This window comes from Microvirga subterranea (assembly GCF_003350535.1).
In the GTDB taxonomy this organism is placed as follows: domain Bacteria; phylum Pseudomonadota; class Alphaproteobacteria; order Rhizobiales; family Beijerinckiaceae; genus Microvirga; species Microvirga subterranea.
Genome location: NZ_QQBB01000001.1, coordinates 414683 through 440151 on the forward strand (window position 1 = coordinate 414683; position 25469 = coordinate 440151).

The following is a 25469-nucleotide window of genomic DNA, read 5'->3' on the forward strand; positions in this document are numbered from 1 at the left end:
TGTCATCTGCCGGGTGACGATTTCGCCCTCGCGCCTACTGGGCCGGCGCCGCCTGCGGCTGGAGGACGGTCCGCAGGAGGACCAGGGCCGGCAGGGGCAGGAGCAGGTAGCAGACGGCCCCGATCCGGAGCGTGGTGTCGATGCCGAACTCGATGCTCGTCAGGACCGCGACGCTCGCGGCCAGAACGCCGGCCGCCCCGTTGATGCCCCAGAACCACGGCGTCGGCGTCTCGTCGATGGCCCCGACGAGACGCATCCCGGTCGGGAAGCCGAAGCCCATGAGGAAGCCGGCCGGCGCCAGGACCACGACCGCGAGTCCCGCCCGCAGGAGGAGGTTGGCGCTTTCCAGGCGCAGCAGGATCTCGGGCAGCCAGGCGGGCAGGAGAAGGAGATACAGGCTGGTGAGGACCGCCCAGCCGATGAGCCGGCCGCCGCTGTCGAGGGGCGCACGCTCCGACACGAGGCTGCCGATCCCGGTCGACAGGATCAGGCTGAAGAGCACGACGCTCAGCGCATAGACCGGGTGGCCCAGGAAGACGCTGATGCGCTGGAGCAGGCCGATCTCGGCCATCATGAAGCCGATGCCGATGAGGGCGAAGTAGAGGGTCCCGGCCCCGACGAGCGCGGACGGTCCGGTGCCGACGGTGGAGCGCAGCGGCACGAGGATCGTCGCGGCGACCAGGACGGCCGAGATGAGGATTAGGATCGCAAGTGTCAGGGTCGCGCTGAGGTTGCCGCCATACACCCCGCCCCGCGAGGCTAAGCTGAAGACGTCTTGGTCGAACAGGCGGTCGAGCCGCAGCTGGTTGAAGAAGAACGGGCGGGCGTCGGTGGACGGGCTGAGGTCCAGGTAGGAGCCGCCGGTGGCCTGGTCGAGAGCTTCCCGGTCGGGGGCCGAGACGATGCGCTCCAGAAGCGGCGAGGCGGCTGGTCGCTGCGGTCTCAAGAGGACCTTGAACGCGTTGGCGTCGGCGGCGCCCTGGAGCGCCGCGAGGGCCTCGTCGGATAGGGGAGCCCGCGACGTGACCAGGGTGGCCACATGGTCCGAGGCCGCCATGAAGAGGTGGCGCTTGGCGTCCGCCGCGCCCATCTCCTGCAGGGTCGCGACCGCGAGGCTCACCATGCGGCCGGTCTCGTTGACCTCGCCGGGCGCATACCAGCGGCTCACGGTGAAGACCCCCGTCGGCGTCAGGCGCTCGAGAAAGATCCGCCAGGCCTCGACCGTGTAGAGGCCGTTCTCCGACAGGGTGAAGGCGCCCGCGCCCGTGGCCGCCCAGGTGTCGATCAGGCTCATCTGGACGATGTCGAAGGTCCGGTTCGTGCGGGCGAACCAGCTGCGCGCCTCGTCGACCTCGAAGCTCACGCCGGGCAGACGGCCGATGGCGGTGTAGTCGGCGAAGCGACGGGTCAGGAGGTCGATGAAGATCGGGTTGATCTCGACGCCCACCACCTCCGGGACGCCGAACAGACGCGCGGACAGGAGGTCCCGGCCGCCCCCGACCCCGATCACGGCCCCGCTCTGCAGCCCCGGGATCGCATAGGCCACGTTGGTGACGTCGGAGCGGAGGAAGTCGAGCTCCTTCAGGTCGCCGGAGAAGCGGTAGACGGCGGTGCCGGCGCCCCCGTCGATGTTCATCCAGCGCTGCTCGATCGGAGCCGCGGCGTAATGGGGCGACGGTCCCCAGAGCGCCGGACGCTCGACGGCGGGCTGGCCCACCGTGATCCGCGAGAACGAGTTCCAGCGCTCGAACGCGATCCGCTCCGGATGCTCGATCTGGTCCTTCACCACGGTCGGCCTGACACCCTCGGTCAGGCTGTTGCCGAGGGCCAGGAGCGCGAGTCCCGCCAGCACGACGCCGCGGTGTCGGAACAGCCTGCCGGTGACGGTCCGGTCAGCCGGAATGCTCCCGAGGCCGGCCTGCGCGAAGAGCAGGCCGCCCGCCGCGATGAGGACCGCGATCCAGAGCACCGCCGAAGGCCCGCTCACCAGGTTGAGCAGCACGAGGGCGCCGAGGCAGCCCAGGGCTGCGCCGACGAGGTCGACCCCGTAGACCACCCCGACCGGGAACGGGCTGCGCGTCAGCGCGAGGCTGACCACGATGCCGGAGAAGAAGAACGGCAGGGACAGCACGACCGCGAACTCGGCCCAGACCACGAGGGACATGACGGAGGCCGGCAGGCTCGTAACGACGGTCAGCTGCACCAGGAGCGCCAGGACCGTGGACAGGGCGAAGCCGAGCGACGCGGCGGCGAGGTGGTAGGACAACTCCTCGGGCCGGTACCGCCGGGGCCGCAGATAGACCCAGACCGCCCCTGCGGTCAGGCCGAACATCGCGATGCTGATGACGAAGAAGGCCAGGTGGTACCAGGACGTGACCGAGATGATCCGGGTTTCCACGATCTGCAGCATGAGGGTCGCTGCGGTGACCATGCCGAGGCCGGCGTAGAACGGCAGCCGTTGCACATTCTGGGGCAATCGTCGCCTCCCTGTCGCGGGGGATCGATCGCGGCACCGGCCGTGCGCGTCCACGGCCGGAGACCCGACGCAAGGGAAACTGTCTCATGAAAACGCGGCTGTGTCAGCTTGGCTTGAAGAGCCGGCCGGACGCGATAGGCTTTTGGCCCCTCACCCGAACCGGTGCAGGGCGCTGCCGTAGGTCTTGAGCCAGGCCTCCGCCTCGTCGGTGCGCGGGCAGAGCTGGTGGGTGAGCTTCCAGAACCGGTGCGAGTGGTTGAGCTCGCGCAGGTGCGCCACCTCGTGGGCCGCCAGATAGTCGAGCACGAAGGGCGGGGCCATGATCAGGCGCCAGGAGAAGCTGAGCGCCCCCGTGGCCGAGCAGGAGCCCCACCGGCTCTTGGTGTCGCGCACGGTGATCCGCTTGGCGGTCACGCCCAGCGCGGCCGTGTGGCGCTTCACGGCGGCCGCGAAGTCGCGCTTGGCCTCGGCCTCCAGGAAATCCTGCACCCGGCGGGTCACATGGGCGATGTCGCCGGTTACGGCGATGATCGGCTGGCCCTCGGGATCGCGGGCGGCCTGGGTTGTTCCCCTAATGTTCGACCAATGAACGACGCGGTGCGGCACCCCGCGCAGGGGCACCAGCGAGCCGGGCTGGAACAGGACGCGCTCCGGCACCTTGGCGAGGCGCGTGGCGATCCAGCCGCCGTGGCTGTCGGCGAATTTCTGGGCAAGGCCCACATCGGTCCGCTCAGGGATCGTCAGCACGACCTCCCCGGTCGCGTTGGACACGCGCAGGGTGATCCGCTTGGCGGTCGGGCGGCGCTTCAGGGCGACCTTGAAAGCCTGACCGTCGTGGGAAACCTTGAGATAGGGAGGGTCCGCAGGAACGCGGCGGAACAGGGCGAATCTCATGTCCGCAATCTGCCCCGCCGGGTCGTTTTTGTCAGCGCAGCCGTTTGCCGCTGCCGTGAACCTATCCGGAACGGGCTTAGGCTCTTGACGCCCTCCGCGGGGCTGGTTCTCGATCGGCCGCCTGGGCGTGATTCTGAATGAATTCAACGATTCGAGGAGCGATTTCAGCCCGGAAACGAGAACCGTTGAAGACGCCATAGTGCCCGACGCCCTTCTGCAGATGGTAGAGCTTCTTGTCCGCCGGCAGATTAGGCGTCAGATCGAGCGCTGCCAAGGTCTGGCCGACGCCCGAGATGTCGTCCCGCTCGCCCTCGATCGCCATGATGGCGCAGCGGCGGATCGCCATGAGGTCCACCGGCTCGCCCCGGTGCAGCATCTCGCCCTTGGGCAGCTCGTGCCGGACGAACACCTTCTCGACCGTCTGGAGGTAGAACTCGGCCGTCAGGTCCATGACGGCGAGGTACTCGTCGTAGAAGTCCCGGTGCTTCTCGGCCGAATCGCCGTCGCCGTCGACCAGGTGGTTGAACATCTCCCAATGGGCCGTCAGGTGCCGGTCGATGTTCATGGCCATGAAGCCGGACAGCTGCAGGAAGCCCGGATAGACGTCGCGCCAGAAGCCGGGATTGCCCGGGGGTACCTTGGTGATGCAGTGGTTCCGGAACCACTCGATGCCGCGCTCCTCCGCCAGCTGGTTGACCGCGGTGGGGGAGCGGCGGGTGTCGATGGGGCCGCCCATCAGGATCATGGACCGGGGCGTGCGCGGGTCGTTCTCGGCCTCCATGCGGGCGATGGCGGCGACCACCGGCACGGCCGGCTGGCACACGGCCATGACGTGGAGATCCGGCCCGAAGGTCCGGAACATGTCCTTGAGGTAGTCGATGTAGTCGTCCAGGTCGAAGGCGCCCTCGGCCAGCGGGACGGTGCGGGCGTCGGCCCAGTCGGTGATCATCACCTGGTGGGTCGGCAGGAAGGTCTCGACGGTGCCGCGCAGGAGGGTGGCGTAGTGCCCGGACATCGGGGCCACGATCAGGAGCTTCGGCTGGGTGGCGGCGGGACCCGATTCGCGGTCGAAGGCGATCACGTCGCAGAAGGGGCTCGACCAGACGATCCGCTCGGTGACCGCCACCTCCTCGCCGTCGACCAGGGTTGTGGCGAGGCCGAATTCCGGCTTGCCATAGCGCCGGGTCGTCCGCTCGAACAATTCGCAAGTCGCCGTGACGGTGCGTCCATAGGGAGTGTCGGCCAAAGGATTGCCGGGAATCTCGAACAAGGACTTCGTTGCACTGGAGGCTACGCGGGCCGGCCCTAGCAACCAATGGGCCGTCTCATACCAATAATATGAAAAGTTCATACAAATCCCCACGAACGGTCGGGCGCCCGGTTTTCCCTCACTGCCAGCGAGTTTGAGCTTATTCTCCAACCAGAGGGTTAAGATGAAAGTTCCAAAACGGTTTTGCAATGCTGTTAAGCCTGAAAAGCCGGTTTCTCATGCTTTAGACGAACGTCCGGCGACCTTTCAGGGCAGGAGTTAGGAAAATCCTGCCCGTCCGGTTGCTTGGCGAATGCTCCGATCACCCTATCCTGTCTGTCCATGGTTGAGATCAGACCCAAGAACGTCACGCGCAACGCCCGGCAGCTGCGGCTCGACACCCTGGTGCGGCTGCGCTGGCTGGCGATCGTCGGCCAGGCTGCGGCCGTGACCGGGGTGCGGTTCGGCCTCGGCTTCCCGCTCCCCTTCGGGCTGTGCTTCCTGGTGATCGCGGCCTCGGTCTGGGTCAACCTGCTGCTGCGAATCCAATTCCCCGCGAGCCACCGGCTCAGCGATAACGCCGCGACGGTCCTGCTGGCCTTCGACATCCTGCAGCTCGGAGCCCTGCTCTACCTGACCGGCGGGCTCGAGAACCCCTTCGCCATGCTGTTCCTGGCGCCCGTCCTGATCTCGGCGACAGCCCTGAAGCCGGAGCGGACCCTGGGGCTCGGCCTCCTGGCGGTGGGCTCCGCCAGCCTGCTGGTCCTGGCGCACCGCCCCCTGCCCTGGTTCCCGGGGCAGAGCTTCACCCTGCCGTTCCTCTACGTGTCGGGGATCTGGACCGCGATCCTTCTCGGCACGGCCTTCACGGGGATCTACGCCTGGCGGGTGGCCGAGGAGGCGCGTCAGCTGGCGCAGGCGCTGGCCGCCACCGAGCTGGTCCTCGCCCGCGAGCAGCATCTCTCCCAGCTCGACGGCCTGGCGGCCGCGGCCGCCCACGAGCTCGGCACGCCGCTCGCCACCATCGCGCTCGTGGCCAAGGAGCTCAACCACACCCTCGGCCGGGACGGTCCCGTGGCGGACGACCTCAAGCTCCTGCGCGAGCAGGTGGAGCGCTGCCGGACGATCCTGACCAAGCTCACCTCCATGGGGCAGGAGCAGGGCGGCTTCCTGGAAACCGTGTCCTTGAGCCATCTGGTGGAGGAGATCGTGGCGCCGCAGCGGGCGCTGGGCCTCGACATCGAGGTGATCGCCAGGGGCGACGGGCCCGAGCCCATGGGGCACAAGAACCCGGGCGTGATCTACGGCCTGTCCAACATCCTCGACAACGCGGCCGACTTCGCGGCGAGCCGGGTGACGGTGGAGGCGTGCTGGTCGCCTCACGAGGTTTTCATCGAGATCCGGGATGACGGCCCAGGTTACGCACCCGATATTCTTCTCAGGGTCGGAGAGCCTTACGTGACCACCCGGAGCGCCGCGCAGCGCTCGGAGACGGACGAGGAGGACGGCGGTTCGGGACTGGGCCTGGGGCTGTTCATCGCCAAGACGCTGATCGAGCGTTCGGGCGCCCAGCTCACCCTGACCAACGCGGCTCCGCCCGCCTCCGGCGCCATCGCGCGGATCGTTTGGCCGCGTCACGCGTTTGATCGAGGTGCGGCAATTTCGCCGCAGGGGGCCCCTGCCGGGACCCTCAAAGAACAGGGGAGGAATTCCCATATGTAGGAAGGGCGTAAAGGCCCGCCTTCAAAGGAGTTTTTCCGAATGCAAGGAGATGTTCTGATGGCCGACGCGCCCCTGGCGTTCGAAGATCGGGCCGACAAGAGCCTCTTGATCGTGGACGACGATCGTCCGTTCTCGACCCGTCTCGCCCGCGCCATGGAAACGCGCGGCTATGAGGTCCGCGTCGCCGAGAGCGTCGCCGACGGCCTTGCGGCGATCGAGGCGGATGCGCCCGCCTTCGCGGTGATCGACATGCGGCTCGGCGACGGCAACGGCCTCGACGTGATCGAGCGCCTCAAGAACCGCCGTCCCGACGCCCGCGGCGTCATCCTCACGGGCTACGGCAACATCGCCACCGCCGTGACCGCCGTGAAGATGGGCGCCTTCGACTACCTGGCGAAGCCCGCCGACGCCGACGAGATCCATGCCGCCCTGATGGCCCAGCCCGGGGAACGGGCGACCCCGCCCGAAAACCCGATGTCCGCGGACCGGGTACGCTGGGAGCACATCCAGCGGGTCTACGAACTGTGCGGCCGCAACGTCTCCGAGACGGCGCGCCGGCTCAACATGCACCGCCGCACCCTTCAGCGGATCCTCGCGAAGCGCGCTCCGCGCTGACGATCCCCTTCTACAGGCGCCCGTCCGGAACCCCGTCCGGATCGGCAAGCGCGTGCAGCAGGGATGCGGCCGCGTGGGCGAAGCGCAGGGTCACGGCCTTGCGGCGCGCGCCCGCGAGCGGGTGATGGGCCGCCTCGCGCATGATCGCCGCTCCGAAGCTGTCCGCCAGGATGAGCCCGCGATCCTCGGGCAGGATGTCGAACGGCACCGTCTCGGGCACGGCGAAATAGAACCGGTCGCAGAAATCCTCGTAATCCGGCCACTTCCTGTCGGCCCGGAAGTCGGCGACGCTCGACTTGATCTCCACGATGGTGAGCGCGCCGCCCGGCGCGAGCGCGATGATGTCCGCGCGCCGGCCGTTGGCGAGGGTGAATTCCGGAATGGTCACGTGGCCGAGCTGCGCGAACAGGCGACGCACGCCGCGCTGGACGCCCGCCGCGACGGGGGACTGGCGGCCGTCGGTCAGGATGGGGGCTTGCGGCTTCAGGAGGGCGGGCGAATCGGACATGGCCCCGAGAGTACCCGCCGCAGAGCCCGCCGCAACGGCGGCATTGTCGCGCTTGCGCCGGAGGCGGCCTCGAGAAACATCCATGCTCAAGCTGAAACAATGGGTGGCGGCCGAAGTTGGGTCCAGGCGCATCGTGCGGAAAAATGACCTCGGTTTTCCGCTTCGACGATGCGCTGCTTTAGCGGCCGGGCGAGCGCCTTCGGGCGTATCGCGGCGGAGCCGCACTTTCAGGGACAAGGAGACACCCATGGATCGCCGCATCCTTCTGGCGGGCATCGCCTCGCTCGCCATCATGCCCGCCCTCGCCCAGACCGGCGGGGTCCCCGCCACGCAGCAGCCGGGCGCAGCCTCCGGTGCGCGCATGAACCAGGCGAACGGCCAGATGAGCCAGGCCGACATGCAGCACATGCAGCAGACCATGCAGCTCGGCATGGTGGCGCTCGAGACAAGCCGCATCGCGATGCAGAAGGCCCAGAATCCCGAGCTCAAGCAGTTCGCCCAGTTCGAGGTGCAGGAGCAGACGACCCTGTCGGAAGTGCTCCGGTCCATGATGGAGCCGGCCGCCACCGCCGCGACGTCCAGCCAGTCCGGCCAAGCGAGCAGCTCCCCGGCCTCCGCCGGCACCATGCCGATGGACCAGCAGAGCCGCGACATGGTGCAGAAGCTGCAGAGCGCCCAGGCCGGCGCAGAGTTCGACCGCCAGTACCTGCAGGGCCAGATCCAGGGCCACCAGAACCTGCTTCAGGCGCAGGAGCGCTACCTGCAGTCGAACCCGCAGAACCGCGAGCACATGAACGTGGCCAAGATGTCCCGCACGCAGATCCGCGAGCACATCGCCCTGCTCGAGAACATCCAGCAGAAGATGCGCTAAGATCGCGCGGAAAGGCGCGCCCCGGGCCCGGAGCGCGCCTTTCCTGCCGCCGGCATCAGATGATGAAATCCGCCTCGCTGATGTTGCGCACGTTCACGCCCTCCAGGACGATGACGTCGTCTCCGAACGCGACGACCGTGTTGCGGCCCGAGGCCGTGATCGAGATGGTCTCGACCCCCTCCCCGAACAGGGCCGAGACGTCGAGCTTGTCCTGGCCGCCCGACGGGTCCGCATCGAAGCCCTTGATCGTGTCGCGGCCGAACCCCTTTCGGAACACGAAGACGTCGTTGCCCGTCCCGCCGTCCATGGTGTCGTTGCCGGCACCGCCCTCCATCGTGTCGTTGCCGGCGCCGCCCTTGAGGTTGTCGGCTCCGCCGAGACCCTTGAGGGTGTCGTTGCCGCCTGCGCCGTCGAGGGTGTCGTTCATCGACCCGCCGGTGATGTGGTTGCCCAGGTCGTTGCCGGTGCCCGAGAAGGCCCCGCCGCCCTTGTAGACCAGGTGCTCCACGTAGGCTCCGAGCTTGAACGAGGAGGTCCAGGCCTCCACGGTGTCGGTCCCGCCGTCGGCGGTCTCCGTCACCGAGTCGGACCGGCTGTCGACCCGGTAGATGTCGTCGCCCTTCTCGCCCCACATCTTGTCGTCGCCGGTGCCGCCGTCGAGGGTGTCGTTGCCGTCGCCGCCGTAGAGCTTGTCCTCGCCGGCCTCGCCGCGCAGGTCGTCCTTGCCGCCGCCACCCCGGATGGTGTCATGGCCTGATCCGCCCCAGATCTGGTCGTCGCCGCCCGCGCCGTCGACGGTGTCGTTGCCGCCGAGCGCCTTGATGATCTCGTTCTTCTCGGTGCCGGTGTGCTTGTCCGACCTCTCGGTCAGCTCGACGAGCAGGTTGACGGGCGGAGGCGGGCTCGCGGGAGGCGCGCCCTTGCTGCCGGTGGTGCTGCCGTTCGACGAGGCCAGGAACACGTGGTCGGACAGGCCCGTGATGCCCGTGTTGCGCATGATGATGTCGGCGAAGGTCTGCGCGTTGTCGGGGGACTGGAACAGGCTGTCGTCGAGGATCTCCAGGTAGTAGAACCGGTCGCCGTCCTGGAGCCGGTCGAGCTGCTCGAGGAAGATGTACCCGAAGGTCGAGCCGAGTTGCCCCTTGGTGGGCTTCTCGGCAAGCCCCCCGATCCACAGGTCCATGGCCTGGAAGCCTTCCGGGTAGGCCTGCTTGAGCTGGTTGATGAAGGCGTCCGACAGCCCGTTGCGGGCCTGGAAATCCGCCCAGCCCGTATAGGGCCTGAGGCTCGACAGGCCGGTCTTCGCATAGAGCTCCGCCCGCACCGTGTTGAAGGGCGCGATGCCGGTGTCGCGGCCGCGGAAGATGTTGAGGGCAGCCAAGTCGAGCGGCTGGCCGACGAGCTGGTTGCGCAGGGCGTTGACCACGTCCACGTCGATCGCCTGATGCGTGACGCCGGTGGCGCCGAGCAGCAGCTCGTCGATCCCGACGTCCTTGATCTTGCCGGGGTTGAGGAAGGCCTGCACCAGCGAGAGCTGGCCCATGATCCCGTCGGCGCCTTTGTAGCTCACGGTCTCGTTGAGCATCGAATGGCCGAACCGGTAGGCCACGTGCGCGAACTCCGCCGAGATCGACACGTCGACGGTGGGATCGTAGCCGTCGAAGCCGTGCTCCTCCTCTCCCGGATCGATCCCGCCCGCCATGGCGTCGGCGAATTCCGTGAACACCACGCGCTGGTACTCGGCCACGTTCACGATCTTGGCGGCCTGGAAGTACTCCTCCTCGGTCCATTTGTTGCCGGTGCGCTCCTTGAGCACGTCGACCCAGAAATTGTGGTTGCGGGCCCAGATCGTGTGGATCGAGGTCAGCATCACGTTCTCGTTGAGGCGCCCGTCGCCGGCCACGAAGTAGTGGCCCATCTTGTCGAGGTCGTAACCGTTCGCGGGGTTGTTGTTGACGTAGGACGGGGTGAAATCGAGCAGCAGGGCATGGCCCGTGCCGTCGAAGTTGGAGATGTCCTCCGACGTCAGCTCCTGCCCGTCCGTCATGATCCGGTAGTTCTCGCGGATGTGGTTGAGGGTCGGCAGCAGCGCCCGTCCCGATCCGTCGATGTCGCCGGTCAGGAGGTAGGCCGTCTGGACCTTGCCGGACGGCCCCGTCTCCCACTTGCGCAGCAGGTCCGTCACCGCCTCGTGCGAGCCGTAGGCCTGGTTCTGGTCCACGTAGGGCGAGGTCATGTTGAGGTGCTGGGCGGCGATCTCGTCGCCGTTGTTCGGGATGCCGTCCGGATCGATGCCGGTGCCGGCGATGATGTTGGCCCGGGACGCCGTGATCGGAAACCCGTCGGAGCCGATCTGCACCCGGCCCGACGCGCCCTTGGGCACGAAGTCGAGGCCGTGGTCGAAGTACTGGCCGAAGAAGGTCAGGAGCGCGGAGCCGCCGAACGCGTTCGGGATGTTCTCCTCGATCCCGTCCCCATCGTTGTCCTGGTTCGACACGATGTCGGAGATCTGCCGGGGGGTGTTGACGGTGGTGCGGATGCCAGACGCGCCGTCGGTGTAGTAGGGATTGGTGAGGCGGATGAAGGGCTGCGCCGACGATCCCCAGGTGGGGTTGGCGACGTTGTTGCCGTAGCCGCTCGAGTCCCGGATCTGGCCTGTCCGAACGAGGTTCAACAGGTCCGCAATGTCTTCACTGTCGAGTTGCAATGCCATCGTCGCCTTCCCCTCGCGATTCGCCGCATGGGCGGTGGAAAGACGATGAAGACGCCGGAATTTCCTGACCATCGGCCGAAGGTTCCGGGTCCCAGGGACCAAGGTCTCATCATTCGAATTCGACACTCTACTTCGAACGAAGGACCGAAGACTGCCTGAAACGGCACGGCCGGGCGATCATCATTTCAGGCGACCGGCATCCTCAAAGAATAGCTCAAACGGCTTGCCAGGATCGGAAGCGTCCGGCCCGCAGCCGTCCGTCACGGGTCCTCCGTGGAATCGTCCCGCGTCGGCCGGGTGGCCGCCCCTCGCCGATCGCATTAATCCATCCCGCTGTCCGGCCCGGGGCGCCATCCGAACGAGGCAGGACCACGACTGAAGCGGTGGGCGCAACGGGGCCGCCTGGGAAGCGCCCTGGCCTTTTTCGCCGGGCCCTCGCTTAGGGGTTAGCGGCCCTAATGCAGCATCAGAAGCTGCGGGTCGAGATCGTCGAGGAGCTCGTGGAGGCCGGCCAGGTGCGGGTTGACCGACAGGGCGATCTGGAAGGCCGCGCGGGCCTCGTTGAGATGGCCGTTGCGCAGGCAGATCTGCCCGAAGCCCGAGATGGCCCCGAAATGCCGCGGCTCCAGCTCGAGCGTGCGCCGGATGTCCTCCAGGCTGTCCCGGTCGCGGTTCTCGATATAGGCGAGCGTCGCGCGCTTGTTCCAGGCCTCGGCCCAGTCGGGATGCTGGTCCACCAGATGGTCCAGCAGGGGCCGCGCCTGCTTCAGGGCGCCGGACGCCATGGCCTCGACGGCCGCCCCCATGGTCTCTTCGGCCACCCGGTCCTCGTGGGACATCCACAGGGCCCAGATCTGGTCCTCGATCTCCTCGGCGTCGCAGGCCGGGTCCGGCTGCGCCAGGGTCCGGAACAGGCTCGTCAGGCGCCGCGGCGTTCCGGGCGCGGGCCTGCGGGCCGGCAGGTCGAGAATGAGCTGGAGAACGGGATCGACCGGGAGGGACGACGTCATGGCGGGCTCGACCATCCTCCTCTGGGCAGGCCTGCGGGAGGGGAGAGATAGAGTTCCCGATCGCGGCGGCGAGGGGGCTGCGACTTTGGACTGGCCGTTCCGGCAGGGCTTGGATAACGTCAGGCCGCACGTCTGACCCTTGGGAGACCACATGGAGCGCGATCCGCTGCGCCTGGCCTGGAACACGAAGCCGGTTCGTCACATCTTGGGATTCTGTCTCCTGATCCTGGCGGGGCTGCTGCTCCTCGTCGGGCTCGACCTCGTCCGCATCGTGGTGGACCGGGCCATCGGGGGCGCCCCGGCCCCGGCGGAAAATGCCTTCCTGCGCCTGGTGATCACGCCGCCCGCGAGCCTCTGGCCCGAGCCGCTCGTGCTGTTTCAGGGCTTCACCCTCGGGGCCGACGCCTTCGCGATCGCCACGATCGGCGGCCTCGTGGTGGTGCCGGTCCTGATCGCCCTCGTGATCGCCCTCGTGGATTTCCTCAGCGTCGGCATCGGCACCCGCGCGCTGGCGCGGCTGAGGGCCAGGGTCGTGGCGGCGGTCCTCAAGGCGCCCTCCGGGGCCCGGGACGAGATCGCGGCGGTCACGGCGCTGGCCGGAACGACGCTGGCGCGGGAGAGCGCCGTTCTGGGCGCCGCGCTGCTCACCCCCATGCAGCTCGGCGGCATGATCGGGCTCGCCTTCGCGTATGTGCTGGTCACCGACTGGCGCCTGGGCGCGACGCTGGCGGTCGCGCTGGCCGTGGCGGCCATCCTCAACGCCCGCCGCCTCGCCCTTCGGATGGAGGCGGCCCGCGCCCGGCAGCGGGAGGGCGAAGGCGCGGAGACCGCCTTCGCGGACCTCGAACACCGGCTGCCGGCCCTGCGCGCCCACGGCACGTCCCCGTTCGAGAGCGACCGGCTCGGGCAGGCCCTCGACCGGAGTCATCGGCCGGTCGAGTCCCGGGAGCGGCGGATCGCGGTCGTGGATGCCTTCGCGGCCGCGACCCTAATGATCGCGCCCCTGGCGGTTCTGGCCGTGGCCGTGTGGTTCGCGCCCGAGCGGCCGCCCTCGGCGGGCGCCGTGGCCTCGTGCATCCTGGCCGCCTCGCTGGCCGCCTTCGGGGTGAAGGAGATCGTGCAGTGGCAGCGGCTCACCACCCGGGTCCACACGCTCCTGTCCGACATCGCCCAGAGCCTCATCGCCCTGCAGCCCCGCGACGGGCAGCCGGCCCACGCCCCCCTGCCCGAGCACGGCGCCCTGGTGGCGCAGGGCGTCTCGGCCTACGACCGCGTGAGCGGCGCCCGGATCACCGGCGTGACCCTGAGCCTCGCGTTCCCGTCCCACGTGGCCCTCGTGGGCGACGGCGATGCGGGGCCGCGGGTCTTCGCGGCGCTCGTCGGCGGCCTGATCGATCCGTCGACCGGCCGGCTGACCTATGGCGGCGTGGACCTGTCGGGCGTCGATCCGGTCGAGCGGGCGCAGCGCATCGCGCTCGCCGGCGACACGGTGCTGATCCCCGGAACCCTGCGCGACAACCTGCTCTACGGCTGTTCCGTCCCTTCCGACGAGATCGACGGGCGGCTGTGGGAGGCGATCGGCGTGGCGGGGCTCGACCACCTGATCCATGCCCGCGGCCTCACCGGCACCCTGAACCCGAAGCGGGAACCCGAGGTCGCGGCCGCGATCGTGGAGTCGCGCCGCGCCGTGCAGGCGGCGCTCGCGGGCGAGAACCTCGACCGTCTGGTCGATCAGTTCAACGCGGAGCGCTACAACCGCTATGCGACGATCGGCGAGAACCTGCTGTTCGGCAAGCCCATCGGCGACACCTTCCGGGAGGACCGGCTCGCCGCCCACCCGTTCGTGCGGGCGATCCTGGAGGCGGAGGACCTCACTAAGCCGCTGGCCCGCATGGGCCTGTCCATCGCCACCAGCATGATCGAGATCTTCGCCGAGATCCCGGACGGCCACCCGCTCTTCGAGCGGTTCGGCTTCTTCGCGGCGTCGGACCGGCCCTATTTCGAGGACCTGGTGGAGCGCCGCACCGAGAAGCGGCGCGGGGCCCAGAACGCCCGCGACCAGGAGCGCCTGATCGGCCTGGCGCTTCGCTACAACGAGAGCCGGCACCGCCTGGGGCTTCTCGACGACGTCATGGAGGCGCGCATCCTGGCGGCCCGCGCGGACTTCACCCGCATGCTGCCGGTGAGCCTCAAGCCCTCGATCGAGTTCTACGACGAGAACCGCTTCTGCGCGGCCGCGAGTGTGCAGGACAACGTGCTGTTCGGGCGCATCGCGTCCGACCAAGCCGGCGCCGCCGAGGCGGTCCAGAGGGTCATCCGCCGGGTCCTGACGGAGCGCGGCCTCGACGGCGAGGTCTCCCGCATCGGGCTCGGCACGCCCGTGGACATCCAGGGCAGCGACCTGACGCTCACCGAGATCGCCGCCGTCGACCTGGTGCGCTGCCTCGTCCGGCGCCCCGCGATCCTCATCGTCCAGCGCGCCCTCGAGGGCCTGCCCGGGCCGGCCGCGGAGCGCCTCGTGGCGAGCCTCAGGCGGGCCATGATCGGGCGCGGGCTGGTCCTCGTCACGCCCGGGATCTCGCCCGCGATGGATCGTCCGGCCTTCGACGCCGTTATCCGTTTCGAGCGGGGAGAACCCGTCATGGACAGCCGCGCACGGGAGCCGGAGGCGCTCTCCGCATGAGCGATTGGCCCTTGACCCCCGGTTCAACTCGCGGTCAGCTAGAGCGTCGTGCGGAAAGACGGACCCGGTTTCCCGTACGACGCGATGCCCCACTCGAGGAAGAGCATCGGGTAAGGCGAGCACGTGGAAACTATCCCGGGTCCGATGCGCCAGTCGCATGTGCGCTGGCGCACACGGCACAACCGACAGATCGGCCATGATGGTAAAATGAGTTCACGAGCTGCATCTTCCGACCTGCTCCAGATCCGCTTCTGGGGGGTTCGCGGCTCGACATGCGCGTCAGGCCCTCAATTCGTGGAGTTCGGCGGACATACGCCCTGCGTCGAGATCCGCTGCGGCGAGCGCCTCTTCATCGTGGATGCCGGGACGGGCCTGTCGGCGCTGGGCGCCCAGCTCGGTCCCTCGGCCCCGAAGGACATCGACATCCTCCTCAGCCACCTGCATCTCGACCATATCGGCGGCCTGCCCTTCTTCAAGCCGGCGCTCCTCGGCCAGGACCGGGTGATCCGCACCTATTGCGGCAACCTGGAGGGCGACAGCGCCATGGCGTCCCTCGACCGCCTCTTCGCGCCGCCGCTCTTCCCCGTACGGCTCGGCCAGCTTCCGGCCCGCTTCGAGCACCACGGCTTCAAGGCGGGCCAGCCCCTCGTGTTCGACGACGGCGCCCGCGTCGAGACCTGCCTCCTCAACCATCCGGGCGGCGCCACCGGCTACCGCTTCCGCCACCGCAACCGCAGCGTCTGCTACATCAGCGACGTGGAGCACTCGGAGCCCTGGCCCGACACGGACCTCGTGGCCTTCATCCGCGACGCCGACCTCGTCATCTACGACGGCATGTTCTGCGATTCCGAATACACGAACTGCCGCGGCTGGGGCCATTCCACCTGGCAGAAGGGCGTCGAGCTCGTGCAGACGGCCGGCGCCAAGGCGCTCGCCATCTTCCACCTCTATCCCGGCCACGACGACGCCTTCCTGAAGATCTGCGAAGCCGAAATGCAGAAGAACATGCCCACCGCCTTCGTGGCCCGCGAGCGCCAGCTCGTGACGCTCGAGGCGGAGGAGGAGCCGGCAGCGGCGGCCGCCGAGCCGAAGGCGGTTCTGGCGAAGGCCTGAAGGGCAGGCGATGGGGTCGCGTGGGCGCGCCTGTGATCATGGCATCCGAGGCACGACCGGCCGCCTCTTGCGCTCCTCTGTGGCATCTCCAGAGTGACGTTTCGTAAGTATCGGTCCCGTATAGCCTCGCTTCCGCTGCGGAAGATGTGCGTTCAGGCACAACGCCCTCCCGTTCGGGGCATCCCAGGTTGCACGATTGTTATGTTGTAGCGTATTTATTCCTCTCAAAGCCCTGGCTCATCCATGGGCAGCGTGATCACGCCTCCGAGGGGAACAGCCATGAACGACCGTCACTCCAGCCCGGCCCTGTTGGCTGCTTCGGCCCCAGGTACGGATCTGCAACTGCTTTCCGAGACCGCGCCGGTGCTCGGCAACCTGGATGGGGACCTCGTCGCAGCCGCTCCATATGAAGCAGCCCTCCTGGATCTCGGCAGCAATGCGACCCTCGCCGATTCCGACAGGGATCTCACCCGTCTGACCGTTCTCCTGATCAATGGCGACGCCTCCGACCAGTTAGGCGTTCGGACACAAGGCACCGGCATCACCATCGACGCGCAGAGGCGGATCTGGATTGACACCTCCAACGACGACGATCCCGACAACGATGTCCTGCTCGGAACCTTCGCGATCACGGCTGGCTCTGTCTCCCTCAGCATCGATTTCACGGACGCCGCGACTCCCGAACTGGTCCAGCGCCTCATCCGGGCCCTGACTTATACGCGGGATGTGACCGAAACTTCCGACACCATCACGAAATCCATCACCGTCATCGTCCATGACAGCAACAATCAGCGCGCTCAGGCCTGGATCGACGTGGTCGCCGAGGGGGCCGCGGTTCATGCCCTGACGACCGGCGCGGATGAGATTACCGGCACCGGCGGCCGAGACATTTTCGTGGCGGGCGGCGAGGACCTCAACCCCGGCGACGAGATCCATGGCGGCGCCGGCGATGACGTCCTGCGCCTCGAGGGCGGAACCGCCAGCCTGAGACAGATCGTCATGACCGGAATCGAGACGATCCAAGGCTCCACCCTCACGGATTTCATTACTATTTCTGCAGAGCAACTGGCGGATGTCGAGGCCATCGATGGGGGAGGCGGCAACAGCGACCGGCTGTTCATTTACGGAATGAATATCGACCTCACAGGCAAGACGATCTCGAATTTCTCGTCCCTCGATCTGATGACGGACGGCGCTACGATCACGCTCGGCAGCAAGGACCTTGCCAAGAAGGTTTGGGGCTATGGGGCTCAGGAAGACAAGCTGATCCTGACGTCGGGCACGCTCAGCGAAGCGGAGCGCCAAGCCTTGCACCGGCAAGGCGTCGATACGATCGAAGACGAGACAGGCTACACGACGACGAACGACGCGCCGCAGGTGTCGAACCTCGGCGGCGACCGGGTGGCCAGCGACGGCAGCAACCCGGTTCTGCTCGATACCGGCGCAGACGCAACGGTCACGGACGACGACGGAGAATTCTCTCAGCTGACGGCCTATGTCGCGAGCCGCACCGATGACAACGACGTTCTCGGCATCGCGGCGCGGAACGGCGTCACGGTCGATGAATTTTGGATCTCGGTCGATGGAGTGGAGATCGGCGAGATCTACGATTTCACCGGTGAGGCATCGCAAATCTCCATCGTGTTCTACGAAGGCGTCACGGCAGCGCAGGTCGAAAAGGTTATTCAGGCGCTGAACTACCGCCGCGCCTCCGGTGCCCTCGATCAAGACCTGGACATCAAGGTCGACCTCTACGACATCGGCGGTCGCAGGGCCTCGCACACGGTCACGGTCGAAGCCCTTGACGTTCCGCCGCCGAACACCGCTCCGGCGCTCGGCAATCTCCACTTGGACGTGGTTCAGGCAGCCCCGAACGAAACGGTTTTCCTCGACCGGGGAGGAGACGCGACGGTCGTCGGCTCCGATACCAGTCTCGTCTACCTCGACGTCCTCATTTGGGGTGCGGTCTCATCAGATCTCCTGGGCATCCATGCGTCCGCAGAGAACGGGATCTCCGTCGAGAGCGGGGAGATCCGGATCGACGGCAATCTCATCGGCACGATCGATTCGTCCTCGACCGCCTCCAACCTTGTCATCGAGCTCGTGGCCGGAACCGCGGCGCCTCTCGTGCAGCGGCTCGTGCGGGCGCTCACCTACAAGAGCACGACGAGCGATCCCGACGCCATCGTCCGGAAAGCAATCGACGTCTACCTGTACGATGAGGATGGCGATGCCGCGTTGGCCTATGTCGACGTGATCGTCGGGCCGGCGAGCGCCCATGTGCTGACGACGGGACAGGATATCCTCAACGGAATAACGGGCTCCGACGATACCTTCGTGGCGAGAAGGTACGATCTCACGACCGGAGACATGATCGCTGGCGGCGATGGCAACGACACCCTGCGCCTCGACGACGGCGGAAACTTCGACCTGAGGCCGGTCACGCTGAGCGGGATCGAAACGATCATGGGCTCCGCGGACTACATAGACACCATCCATCTTTCCGCGACGCAGTTGAACGGCATCACGGAGATCGATGGAGGAACCGCTGCCGATATCGATTACGACAGTCTCATCATCAGCGGCGCGAACATCGATCTGACCAACAAGACGATCGCCACCATCGAGTATATCGACCTCGACACCGACGGAGCCGTGATCACGGTCGGCAGCAAGGAACTGGCCATGAAAGTCCATGGCCTTTCGACCCAGGGCGACAAGCTGATCCTGACATCCGGTACCCTCAGCGACGCCGAGCGGCTGACCCTGCACCGGCAGGGCATCGAGACGATCGTGGACGGCAACAACCGGTCGACAACCCATGTAGCGCCCTTCGTCGCTAATCTCGGCGGCGATCGAGTTGTCGGCAACGGAAGCAGCCCGGTCTTTCTCGATGTGGGCGCCAACGCGACAATCGCCGATGACGACGGAGGCCTCTGGGAGATCAAAGCCTACGTATCGACCCGGACGAGCAGCAACGACATCCTCGGTGTTGCCGAGGTGAACGGCATCACCGTCGATGAATATGGCGGCATCATCATCGGAGAGGTTTCGGTGGGCTCCATCGATGTTTCCCAACCCGGAGCGATCAAGATCTACATCAGCCCGTTCGCCGATGCGGCAGAAGTGCAGCAGATCGTCCGGGCCCTGACCTACCGCCATGCCTCGGGCGCCCTGGCCCAGGACCTTCAGGTCAAGATCGACATCAAGGACATCGGCGGTCGCACCACAACCCAAACGGTCACGGTCACGGCATCCGCCGATCCCAACCCGCCAGCCGCCCCCGTCATCGCCAACCTCGACGGCGACCAGGTGTTCAGCGCCGGGACCGACTGGGTCTATCTCGACAATGCCGTCCCGGCGCTCGCCAGCGTGACGGATGACGGCTCCTTGACCAGGCTCCAGCTCACCGTCGCGAATGCCACGGAGGCTGCCAAGAGCGTCTTCAAGATCACCGAGTTCCCCGAGAACGTCGACGGCTACGAACTCGCGCTCACCGACGGGATGAACGACGGCAGCGAGATCTACGTCAAGCTTCCGGGTGACATCCTGACCAAGATCGGCGTCATCGACGGCACGAACGGGGGGGCCGGCGGCCTCACCGTGGCACTGCACGGCTTCGCGACGCCGGACCGCGTGAAAGTCCTGCTCCAGCATCTCACCTACAAGCGCCCGGACAACGCAGCGCACGATCCGGTTGCGGTCGAGATCAAGCTCACCGACGACGATAATCTGAGCACCACCGCCACCGTGACGGTGAAGTCCGCAACGCCGCCGCCGCCGTCGAACGCCGCTCCCACCGGCCTGTCGCTGAGCGCCGGCAGCGTCCAGGAGAATGCGGCCGCCGGCACGGTCGTCGGCACCCTCGCGGCCACCGATCCGAATGCGGGCGACCGATTCACCTACACGCTCCTCGACGGTGCCGGCGGGCGCTTCGCCGTTCAGGGCGACAGGCTCGTGGTCACGCGTGGGGATCTGCTCGACTTCGAGCAGAAGGCCTCGCACGACGTGCGGGTGCGCGTGACGGATTCGGGCGGCTTGAGCCTCGACAAGACCCTGACGATCGGCCTCACGGACGCAGTCGATACCTTCATCGGCACCTCCGGCAAGGACCGGATCACCGGCACGGCGGGCGACGACGTGATCAACGGCCGGGGCGGCAAGGACACGCTCACCGGCCTCACCGGCCGGGACAAGTTCGTGTTCGACACGACGGTCAAGAAGGGCCAGTTCTCGTTCGTCACCGACTTCAAGCCGGCGGACGACCAGCTCGTCTTCAAGGCGTCCGTCTTCAAGAACAAGCAGATCAAGAAGGACAAGGGGCTGCCTAAGAAGTTCTTCAGCCTCGACAAGCCCAAGGACGGGAACGACCACTTCATCTACAACAAGAAGAAGGGAATTGTTTACTATGACGCCGACGGAAGCGGGGCCAAGAAGGGCATCGAGATCGTCAAGGTGAAGCCCGGCACCAAGCTTGCGGCCGCCGATTTCGAGTTCATCTGAGCCGGTCGGGCCCTTCCGGCTCCCCGGCTCTGCCAGGCTGGAGCCCGCGCGGGCGATGCGGACACCCCAGCGAGACTTTCGGGGGTATCCGCATGGGGCAGGCAATTCGGCATGCCTCACGCCGAACCGGTCTCCACATCCGGGAAAAATGCTCTAAGGTCCCCGCCACCTTCACTTTCGCGGGCGTTTGAATGTCGTCTCCCATCCTGGTCACCGGAGCCGCCGGGTTCATCGGCTTCCATGTCGCCAAGCGTCTCCTCGACGACGGCCATCAGGTGGTGGGGGTCGACAGCTTCACGCCCTATTACGACATCGCCCTGAAGGAGGCCCGCTTCGCCGGGCTCACCCCGCGCAACGGCTTCTGCGCGGAGCGCCTCGACCTCGCCGACCCGCAGGCCACGCGGGACCTGTTCGGGCGCCACCGGTTCGAGCGGGTGATCCACCTCGCGGCCCAGCCCGGCGTGCGCTTCGTCGACCCGACGCCTTACGTCACCTCCAACATGGTGGCCTTCACCAACATGCTGGAGGCCTGCCGCTACGGGGAGATCAAACACCTGGTCTATGCCTCGTCGAGCTCCGTCTACGGCGCCAACCGCAAGCTGCCCTTCTCGGAGCACGATTCCACCGACCACCCGGTCAGCCTCTACGCGGCCACCAAGAAGGCCAACGAGATGATGGCGCATTCCTACGCCCATCTCTTCGGGCTGCCGGCCACGGGACTGCGCTTCTTCACCGTCTACGGCCCCTGGGGCCGGCCCGACATGGCGGTCTACAAGTTCACCCGCGAGATCGCCGAGGGGCGCCCCATTGAGGTCGCCAACGCGGGCAAGGTCTGGCGCGACTTTACTTACGTGGACGACATCGTGGAAGGCATCGTGCGCCTCGTGCACAAGGAGCCGGCGGCCGATCCGGCCTGGGACGCCACGCATCCGGACCCGGCCACCAGCGCGGCGCCGCACCGGGTCTACAACATCGGCAACGACAGACCGGAAGAGCTCAACCGCCTGATCGCCATCATCGAGGAGGCGGTCGGCCGGAAGGCGCAGCGCATCGACAAGCCCCTGCCCCCGGGCGACGTGCTCGAAACCCGCGCCGACGTGACGGACCTGCGCCGCGACGTGGGCTTCGCGCCCACCACCTCGCTCGAGGAAGGCGTGCGCCGCTTCGTCGAGTGGTATCGCGGGTATCACGGCTGACATGACGTCCACCGATTTCGTTGCGGGCCTCGCCGCGCCCGGCCTGCTGCTGGGCACAGCCCTCCTGTCGGCCGCCCTCCTCGTCCTACTGAAGCCCCTCCTCGTCCGCTATGCGCTGGCGCGTCCCAATGCGCGCTCAAGCCACCGGATCCCGACGCCCCAGGGCGGCGGCATCGCGGTGGTCGGCGCCTGCCTCGCCGTGGCCGGCATCGTTCTGTGGGCATCGGGTCTGCCCATGGGCGGATTTCTCGTCGTCGCGGCCGCCAGCATCGCCCTCGCGGCGGTCGGCGCCGTCGACGACATCCGTCCGCTGCCGGCAGGTCCCCGTCTCCTGCTGCAGGTGGCGGCCGTCGCGGCGATCGTAGTGGCGAGCCAGGTCCGAGTGCTGCCGGAGGTGGTGCCCCTGGTGCTGGAGCAGGCTTTCCTCATCCTCGGCGGAGTCTGGTTCGTGAACCTCGTCAACTTCATGGATGGGCTCGACTGGATCACGGTGGCCGAAATGGTGCCGGTCACGGCCTTCGTGGCCGCCTTTGGGCTCTTCGTCGTGCCAGAGCCGGGTCCCGCGCCCCTCGTGGCCCTTACCCTCTGCGGCGCCATCCTCGGCTTCGCGCCCTTCAACAGGCCGGTGGCGAAGCTCTTCCTCGGCGATGTCGGCTCGCTGCCGATCGGCCTGCTGGTCGGCTGGATGCTGCTGGAGCTCGCGGGAACCGGCGCCCTGGCGGCCGCCCTCCTGCTGCCGCTCTACCACCTGATGGACGCCACCATCACCCTGTTGAAGCGCCTGGCGCGCGGCGAGAAGGTGTGGGAGGCCCACCGCAGCCATTTCTACCAGCAGGCCACCACGAACGGCTTCACGCCGCTCGCGGTCAGCGCCCATGTGTTCGGCCTCAACCTCCTGCTCGCGGGGCTTGCGACCGTCACCCTGATCTGGCCGTTCTGGCCGGTTCAAGTCGCCTGCCTCGCGGCCGGCGTGGTTCTCGTCGGCCTGCTCCTCTCCCATTTCGCGAAGCCGCGCCTAAAATCCCCTGCATGACAGCTCCCCTCATAGCGCTCACCGGCGCGACCGGCTTCATCGGCCAGCATCTCCTCAAGGAACTCCCCAAGCGCGGCTACCGGGTCCGGGTGCTGCTCCGGCGCCCCTCCGAGGTGCCCGAAGGCGCGACCAGCGCGGTGATCGGCGACATCGCCCAGCCCTACAACATGGCGGCGGCGCTTCGCGACGTGGACGCGGTGATCCACTCGGCCGGTCTCGCTCACGCCATGTCGGGCCGGCCGGAGGACGATTACCGGGCCATCAACACCGAGGCCACGATCAAGCTGGCCCAGGCCGCCGAGCGGGCCGGCGTGAAGCGCTTCGTGTTCCTGTCTTCGATCCGGGCCCAGAGCGGGCCGGTGGCGGAGGGCGTGCTCACCGAGGAGCGGGTGTCCGCGCCCACCGACGCCTACGGCCGCTCGAAGCTCGAAGCCGAGGAGGGCCTGGCCCGCTTGGGGCTCGACTGGGCGGCCCTGCGGCCGGTGCTCGTGTACGGGCCGGGCGTGAAGGGCAACATGGCGGCCCTGCTCCGGCTCGCGCAATCGCCCTGGCCCCTGCCGCTCGGCGGGCTGAAGGCCAAGCGCTCGCTCCTGTCGCTCGACAACCTCGCGGCCGCCATGGACGCGGTGCTGAAGGCGCAAGGCACGCTGAAGCGGCCCTTCATCGTGGCCGATCCCGAGCCCGTGACGGTGCCCGAGATCGTCGCGGCCCTGCGGGCGGGACTCGGGCGCGGTCCGGGCCTGATCCCTGTGCCGGCCTTCGCGTTCAAGGCGGCAGCCCTCCTGGCCGGCAGGGCGGAAGCCTACGAGCGGCTGGCGGGCTCGCTGGTGGCGAGCCCCGCGGCCCTCGAGGCGCTCGGCTGGCAGCCGGTCAATTCGACGCCAGACGGGCTGGCTCGGCTGGCGCGGGAGGCTCAAGCGGCAGCACCCGGCGCTTGAATTCGGGAATCGCCTCCTCGAAGACCCGCTCGGCCGCGCTCCGGTCGCCGGCCGCGATGGCCCGGTCGAGGGCGTCGAGCCAGCGGTCCACCCGCTCCCGGTCGGCGAAGATGGGCTTCGCCGCCATGACGCCGTCGATGCCGATCTCCGCCATGGGCTCGTCGCGGGCGAACAGGATCTCGTGCAGGCGCTCGCCGGGCCGCGTCCCCATGACGGCGATCTCGATGTCCTCGCCGGGCTCGTAGCCGGCGAGCCGGATCATGCGCTCGGCGAGATCGTAGATCCGCACCGGCTGGCCCATCTTGAGCACGTAGACCGAGGCGCGCTCGTAAGCGGCGGCCGCATCGGCCGCGATGCGCCGGCCGTCGTCGGCGTGAGACGCGGAGGTGAGCACGAGATCCGCCGCCTCGCGGGTGGTCATGAAGTAGCGCACCATGTCCGGATGCGTGACCGTGACCGGCCCGCCGCGGGCGATCTGCGCCTTGAACTTCGGCACCACGGACCCGACCGAGCCCAGCACGTTGCCGAAGCGCACCGCGATGAGGCGCGGTGCCCCGTTGTGGCCCTTGAACTCGGCGTCGAGGGCCTGGGCGTACATCTCGGCGAAGCGCTTGGTGGCGCCGAGCATCGAGACCGGATCGATGGCCTTGTCGGTGGAGATGATGACGATCTCGCCGACCCCCGCCTCCACGGCCGCATCGGCCACGTTCACCGAGCCGAACACGTTGGTCTTGACGCCCTCGGTCCAGTTCCGCTCGAGATAGGGCACGTGCTTGAGGGCGGCCGCGTGGAACACCACGTCGGGCCGGAACTCCCGCATGACCTCGCGGATCCGATCCCGATCGCGCACGTCGGCGATGAGCCCGTCCACGTTGGTGTCGCTCGACAGGAGCGTGGGGTTTTCCAGGATGTGGTAGAGCGAGGGCTCGGAGCTCTCCACGATCATCAGGTCGGTCGCCCCGAAGGCGACGACGCGGGTGCAGATCTCCGACCCAATCGAGCCGCCGCCGCCCGTCACGAGGACGCGCTTGCCCCGGATGAAATTCTCGAGGCGGCGCCGGTCGATCTGCACCGTCGGGCGCAGGAGCAGGTCCTCGATCTCCAGCGGCGCGAGCTCCGCGTCGCGCATGCCCTCGCCCAAGCTCGTGACCCGCACGAGCGGAAGGCCGAGGCGGCGGGCGCGGGCGATCAGCATCTCGGGATGGGCCTCGGGCGCGAGCGCGCTCGGGGTCGCCACGAGCCGGCGGATCGGGGTGCCGCGCTCCTGGAAGTCCTGGATGACCTGGTCCATGTCCGTGAAGGTGCCGAGCACCGGCACGCCTCGGATGGACTGGCCGAGGTCGTCGGACCGGAACGACAGGACGCCCTTGGGCTGGAGCCGCTTGACCGCTCCCGACTCGATCGCCCGGATGAACACCTCGATGTCGCTGCCGCGCCCGAGCAGCAGGGCCGGCGTGTTGGAGTCCCGCTCCAGGGTCTGGCGGGAGCGGGCGTACTTCACGTAGCGGAAGGCCAGCCGCGGCCCGCCCAGCAGGAACATCTGGATCAGCCAGTAGAGGGCGATCGTGATCTTGCCGAAGAAGTAGAAGCCGAAGAGCTGCGGCGAGAACAGGACGTAGTCGATGACGAGCAGCGTCAGCGCCAGCACGCTCGTGGCCCGGAAGATGTTGAACAGGTCCGGCAGGGACGCGAAGCGCCACTTGGAGCGGTAGAGCTGGAAGAACCAGTAGACCAGCCCCGCGAAGGCCACGAAGGGCGGCAGGAACAGGGGCAGGTGCTGGAGCCGTTCGTCGAGAAGCCTGCCGTCGAAGCGCACGTAGAAGGTCGCCACGACGGCGACGGCCGTCATCGCGAGGTCATGGACGACGATGAGCGTCTTCTTGAAGTCCTGCCGTTTCAAATCAGGGGGTCCCGCCACATTGTTCCGCGCGGTATCCGCCGCGTT

16 protein-coding genes are annotated in these 25469 nt (G+C 67.8%); 9 read left to right on the forward strand and 7 right to left on the reverse strand.

Annotation, left to right across the window (positions count from 1 at the left end):
• Positions 1 to 34 precede the first annotated feature (34 nt).
• The 3 genes from DES45_RS01865 to DES45_RS01875 all read right to left on the reverse strand — a co-directional run bounded on the left by DES45_RS01865 (position 35) and on the right by DES45_RS01875 (position 4721).
• The gene (locus tag DES45_RS01865) at positions 35 to 2476 is read right to left on the reverse strand and encodes a spermidine synthase family protein (protein ID WP_114768266.1); all 2442 of its coding nucleotides are present in this window, start codon (positions 2474 to 2476) and stop codon (positions 35 to 37) included.
• Between the two features lie 150 nt (positions 2477 to 2626).
• Complete coding sequence (locus DES45_RS01870) at positions 2627 to 3370, reverse strand: M48 family metallopeptidase (RefSeq protein WP_114768267.1); 744 nt, start codon at positions 3368 to 3370, stop codon at positions 2627 to 2629.
• A 76-nt stretch (positions 3371 to 3446) separates the two neighbouring features.
• The gene (locus DES45_RS01875; protein ID WP_114768268.1) at positions 3447 to 4721 is read right to left on the reverse strand and encodes a polyhydroxyalkanoate depolymerase; all 1275 of its coding nucleotides are present in this window, start codon (positions 4719 to 4721) and stop codon (positions 3447 to 3449) included.
• A gap of 240 nt (positions 4722 to 4961) precedes the next feature.
• On the opposite strand from DES45_RS01875, the gene DES45_RS01880 reads away from it, so the two are divergent.
• Both DES45_RS01880 and DES45_RS01885 read left to right on the forward strand, forming a co-directional pair.
• Complete coding sequence (locus DES45_RS01880) at positions 4962 to 6341, forward strand: ActS/PrrB/RegB family redox-sensitive histidine kinase (RefSeq protein WP_114768802.1); 1380 nt, start codon at positions 4962 to 4964, stop codon at positions 6339 to 6341.
• A gap of 57 nt (positions 6342 to 6398) precedes the next feature.
• Positions 6399 to 6956, forward strand: coding sequence for an ActR/PrrA/RegA family redox response regulator transcription factor (locus tag DES45_RS01885; protein ID WP_173949854.1), 558 nt, complete (start codon positions 6399 to 6401; stop codon positions 6954 to 6956).
• A 10-nt stretch (positions 6957 to 6966) separates the two neighbouring features.
• Here DES45_RS01885 and DES45_RS01890 read toward each other — a convergent pair whose 3' ends face one another.
• Positions 6967 to 7464 (reverse strand): MmcB family DNA repair protein, encoded by a 498-nt coding sequence (locus DES45_RS01890; protein ID WP_114768270.1) that lies wholly within the window; start codon positions 7462 to 7464, stop codon positions 6967 to 6969.
• 247 nt (positions 7465 to 7711) lie between these two features.
• Between DES45_RS01890 and DES45_RS24960 the strand changes: the two genes are divergently transcribed.
• The gene (locus tag DES45_RS24960) at positions 7712 to 8335 is read left to right on the forward strand and encodes a DUF4142 domain-containing protein (RefSeq protein WP_170151359.1); all 624 of its coding nucleotides are present in this window, start codon (positions 7712 to 7714) and stop codon (positions 8333 to 8335) included.
• Between the two features lie 55 nt (positions 8336 to 8390).
• Here the strand turns inward: DES45_RS24960 and DES45_RS01900 are convergent, their stop codons facing one another.
• Both DES45_RS01900 and DES45_RS01905 read right to left on the reverse strand, forming a co-directional pair.
• A complete protein-coding gene (locus tag DES45_RS01900) occupies positions 8391 to 11048 on the reverse strand; it encodes a peroxidase family protein (protein ID WP_170151360.1) in 2658 nt (885 codons plus the stop codon).
• A gap of 455 nt (positions 11049 to 11503) precedes the next feature.
• Complete coding sequence (locus DES45_RS01905) at positions 11504 to 12058, reverse strand: hypothetical protein (RefSeq protein ID WP_114768273.1); 555 nt, start codon at positions 12056 to 12058, stop codon at positions 11504 to 11506.
• A 151-nt stretch (positions 12059 to 12209) separates the two neighbouring features.
• On the opposite strand from DES45_RS01905, the gene DES45_RS01910 reads away from it, so the two are divergent.
• From DES45_RS01910 to DES45_RS01935, 6 genes are all read left to right on the forward strand, one after another.
• Positions 12210 to 14741 (forward strand): ABC transporter ATP-binding protein, encoded by a 2532-nt coding sequence (locus tag DES45_RS01910; protein ID WP_114768274.1) that lies wholly within the window; start codon positions 12210 to 12212, stop codon positions 14739 to 14741.
• A 207-nt stretch (positions 14742 to 14948) separates the two neighbouring features.
• On the forward strand, positions 14949 to 15854 hold the full coding sequence (locus DES45_RS01915; protein WP_114768275.1) for an MBL fold metallo-hydrolase: 906 nt from the start codon (positions 14949 to 14951) through the stop codon (positions 15852 to 15854).
• 279 nt (positions 15855 to 16133) lie between these two features.
• Entirely contained in the window at positions 16134 to 20357 is a 4224-nt protein-coding gene (locus tag DES45_RS01920) for a cadherin domain-containing protein (protein ID WP_170151361.1), read from the forward strand.
• Between the two features lie 191 nt (positions 20358 to 20548).
• A complete protein-coding gene (locus DES45_RS01925) occupies positions 20549 to 21553 on the forward strand; it encodes an NAD-dependent epimerase (RefSeq protein ID WP_114768277.1) in 1005 nt (334 codons plus the stop codon).
• Position 21554: 1 nt separating this feature from the next.
• A complete protein-coding gene (locus DES45_RS01930; RefSeq protein WP_114768278.1) occupies positions 21555 to 22586 on the forward strand; it encodes an MraY family glycosyltransferase in 1032 nt (343 codons plus the stop codon).
• Positions 22583 to 23524, forward strand: coding sequence for an NAD-dependent epimerase/dehydratase family protein (locus tag DES45_RS01935; protein ID WP_114768279.1), 942 nt, complete (start codon positions 22583 to 22585; stop codon positions 23522 to 23524). The genes DES45_RS01930 and DES45_RS01935 overlap by 4 nt, the downstream gene beginning before the upstream one ends.
• Here the strand turns inward: DES45_RS01935 and DES45_RS01940 are convergent.
• Positions 23457 to 25424, reverse strand: a complete 1968-nt coding sequence (locus DES45_RS01940; RefSeq protein ID WP_114768280.1) for a nucleoside-diphosphate sugar epimerase/dehydratase — start codon at positions 25422 to 25424, stop codon at positions 23457 to 23459. The genes DES45_RS01935 and DES45_RS01940 overlap by 68 nt on opposite strands.
• Positions 25425 to 25469 lie beyond the last annotated feature (45 nt).